General features: G+C 68.5%; 1 protein-coding gene and 2 pseudogenes. All 3 read right to left on the bottom strand.

Going from position 1 to position 3,649, the window contains the following annotated elements; translation table 11 throughout:
* Positions 1-368, bottom strand: a pseudogene (locus EOA36_RS30705) (hypothetical protein); the annotation flags it as partial.
* Positions 369-431: 63 nt separating this feature from the next.
* Positions 432-3,254 carry a DUF4159 domain-containing protein gene (locus EOA36_RS30710; protein WP_127280676.1) on the bottom strand — a complete coding sequence of 941 codons (2,823 nt, stop codon included), beginning with the start codon at positions 3,252-3,254 and terminating at the stop codon, positions 432-434.
* A pseudogene (locus EOA36_RS30715) lies at positions 3,251-3,649 on the bottom strand (DUF58 domain-containing protein); the annotation flags it as partial. The gene EOA36_RS30710 and the pseudogene EOA36_RS30715, both read right to left, overlap by 4 nt.

Raw genomic sequence — 3,649 nt, forward strand, 5'->3', positions numbered from 1 at the left:
TCGGTGCGCTCCTCGGCGGCGTCGGACTTGCCGGCCTCGACGACGCGGACGTCGAACTGCTTGAAGCGGCCAAGACGCTGCTGCAACCCGGCCACTGCCTCGTCGGTCTGTTTGGTGCGGTCGCCAATATCCTGGCTCTGGCTGCGGTCGACGATCAGCGCGACGACGCTTTTCAGCGGCTCGCGTTCCTCATTGAGGAACACCGGATTGAAGAGGGCGGCGGCGAGCGCCAACAGGGCGACGAAGCGCAGGACCGCGCCGCGCTGGCGGAACCACAGGCCGACGAGCGCCAGCAGCGCCAACGGCACCAGCACCAGGGCCAAAAGCGGCCAGGATAGAAGCGGTTCGAAGGAGATCGACCAGTTCATGCCCTATCCTCCCGCGTCGGGGGAGGATCGATCATCGTGAGGGGCGCAAGAAAACGCATCATCCTACTGCCCCAGACGTTCGAGCAGGATGGGAACATGCACCTGGTCGGATTTGTAATTGCCGGTCAGCATGTACATCATGATGTTGACGCCGGCGCGCAGCGCGTAGACCCGCTGCATCGGGTCGGCGGGCACGGTCGGCAAGAGCGGGTCGCCATTCTCGTCGACTGCCCAGGCGCCGGCGAAATCATTGGCGGTGATCATGATCGGCGACACGCCGTCGCCGGTGCGTACCGGCCGGTTGTCGGCATTGCTGGCATCGAGCGATGCCTCGACCCAGAGCGGGCTGCCGGCGAAGCGGCCTGGAAATTCGGGCAGGATGAAGAAGGACTTGGTCAGCACATGGTCCGACGGCACCGGCTCCAGCGGCGGCACGTTGAGGTTGCCGAGAATGTCGCGCAGCCGCTCGGTCGCCGGGCTGGTGGAATCGGCGCCGATGCCGTTGGCGAACTGGTCGCGCGTGTCGAACAGCACCGTGCCGCCTTGCTGCATATAGGCGTCGATGCGGGCGATGGCCGCCTGGCTCGGCATCGGTGCCGCCGGGTCGATCGGCCAGTAGATCAGGGGATAGAAGGACAGCTCGTCCTTCGAAATGTCGACGCCGGCCGGCGCCCCTGGTTCGAGCGCCGTCTTCTCGATCAGGAAGCGGGTCAGGCCCTCGAGCCCGGCGCGGCTGATCGAATCGACACCCGGCACGCCGGTCAGCACATAGGCGATGCGGGTTTTCGAAATTGCCTCGATAGCGCCCTGGTCACTCGGCTTGGCATCGTCGGCACGGGCAAGGTCGGCGTGGCCGAACAGCGCGCCAAGCGCGATCAGCACGGCGGCGGTGGTTGCAGCGGCACCGGCGCGGCGCGGCCGGCGCCAAAACAGGCCGCCCATCCACAACACCACCAACGTGTCGAGCAGCATCAGCAACAGAGCCGCGGCGACCAACGCGCCCTTCAGGTTGCGCGATTCGTCAAAGGCATACTGGATGGTGGTGACCGGCACCGTCACTTGCGGGCGCGCCAGTGGCTCGAACGTGCTTGCGACATCGAGCAGATTGTGGGCGAAGACGCCGGTCTCCGAACCATATAGGCCTGGCGGGTTCTCGAAGGTGACCGGCAGCGTGCCCGCGCCCGGCACAAGCGGCCGTGCATCGGGTGTCGGCGGCACCAGCGAGCCGTCGGCCGCGATCATGCGATAGGGTGCCAGCGACGTGGCGGCGGCTTCGGCATTGGCGACCGCCGCACCCTGGTTGCGCGACAGCTGCACGATGCGGCGCAGCATCTCGACGAAACTGCCCGAGATCGGCAGGTTCGACCATGTCGCCTCGGGCGTGACGTGGAACAGCACCAGCGTGCCCTTGCCCTTCTTCAGCCCGGTGACCAGCGGCGTGCCGTCGGCAAGGGCGGCCCAGGTGCGCTCGACGATGTCGGGTGTCGGTTCGGCCAGCACCTGCCTGGTCACCGTGACCTCGGTCGGCGGCGCCAGGTCGGCGAACGGGCCGGCCTTGGGAAATTCGGTGACCGGCTGCGGCGAGGTCCATGACAGCGCGCCGCCGAGCGAACGTTCGCCGGTGCGCAGGCGGACCGGCAGCAAATCGTCATCATTGCCGGCGGCGGCCAGCCGCGAGCCGGCGAAGCGCACCAGCGTGCCGCCATTGTCGACCCAGTCGACCAGCCTTTGCCGAACCTGGGCGGGAATGGTGCCGATATCGGCCATGACGATCATCGCCGGCTTCTGGTCGAGGATCTGCGGGATGGCGTCGGCGAGATCGGCGCTGGAGGGCTCGACCAGATCGGCGAAGGGCTGCAGCGCGCGCCTGATGTAGTAGAGCGGCGACAGAAGCGGCTGCGCCTGGTCGGCCTCGGCTTGCGACAACAGCCCGACGCGGCGGCGCTTGGAGCTTTCGTCGAGCACGCGCACGGCACCCGCATGCCGCTCGCCATCGAGCGCGATCGAGGCGAAGTCGTTGCGCAATTCGAACGGCACCGCCATGGTGCCGGTGGCCGCGGCCTCGCCCGGCGCGAAGGTCAGGGTCGCATCGGCGATGCGGCGGCCCTTGTCGTCGAAGGCGCCGGCGGTGACCTGAGCCGGGGCGGGATCGCCGGGCGCGCGGACGGCGGTCAGGGCAAAGCCATCGACCTGGTTTTCGGCAGACGTCAGGCCGGTCAGGGAAAGCCGGTCGGCCACCGCCCAGACGACGCGGGCGGCATTTTTCGACAACAGCGTGTTGAAGGCGGCCTCGTCGCCCTTTGCCGCCAGGCCATCGGCGAGCACGGCGACGCTGGCGCCGGGCAAGCCCCCCAGCACGCCGGCGACGCGGGCATAGACGGCGGGCCGGTCGGTCGGGATCGGCCGCGGCTTGGCGGCGCGCAAACGGTCGAGTGCGGCGGCGGCATCGAAGGGGCCGATCTCCGCATTGGGCTTTTCGGCGGTGAAGGCGATAACGACCGGCACGCCGTTCGAGCCGGCGTCGTTGATCAGCCGTTCGGCGGTGGCGACGCGCTTGTTCCAGTCGGCGGCGCTGGCCCAGTCATTGTCGATGACCAGGGCAAGCGCGGCACCCTCGGCCGGCAGCTTTTCGCGCGGATTGAAGACCGGTTCGGCCAATGCCGCGACGACGAGGGCCGCCATCAGCAGCCTGAGCAGCGTCAGCCACCAGGGGCTGCGCTGCGGGGTTTCCTCACGCCTCAGCACACGGGCCAGGATCTTCAGCGGCGGAAACACCTCGGTCTGCGGCTTAGGCGGGGTGAGCCGCAGCAGCCACCAGATCACCGGCAGCGCCAACAGGCCCCACAGCACCATGGGGGCGCCGAAGGAGAGCGGCAGCCAGCTCATGCGACAGCCTTCCCAGGCTTACCGCCATCGGCGGAAATGCCAGGCTTACCGCCATCGGCGGAAATGCCAGGCTTACCGCCATCGGCGGTCATCGCCATGTGCAGGCGCACCAGCGCGTCGGACGCCAGCCGGTCGGTGTGGTTGACGGTAAAGCTCCAGCCGAGCCGCTTGCACCAACTGGCCAGTTCCTGGCGGCGGGCGGTGTAGAGCAGGCGGTATTCGTCGGCCAGCATTTCGGCGCGCCCCGCGGTCAGCTTGTCGCCGGTCTCGGGATCGGTGAACTCGGTGCGGCCGGCATAAGGGAAGGTTTCCTCGGCCGGGTCGGCGACCTCGATCAGATGCGCGCGCACGCCGTGGCGGGCGAGCACGTCGAGCCAGGCCATGGTCTCCTCGAC

Source organism: Mesorhizobium sp. M8A.F.Ca.ET.021.01.1.1 (assembly GCF_003998025.1).
Lineage (GTDB): Bacteria > Pseudomonadota > Alphaproteobacteria > Rhizobiales > Rhizobiaceae > Mesorhizobium.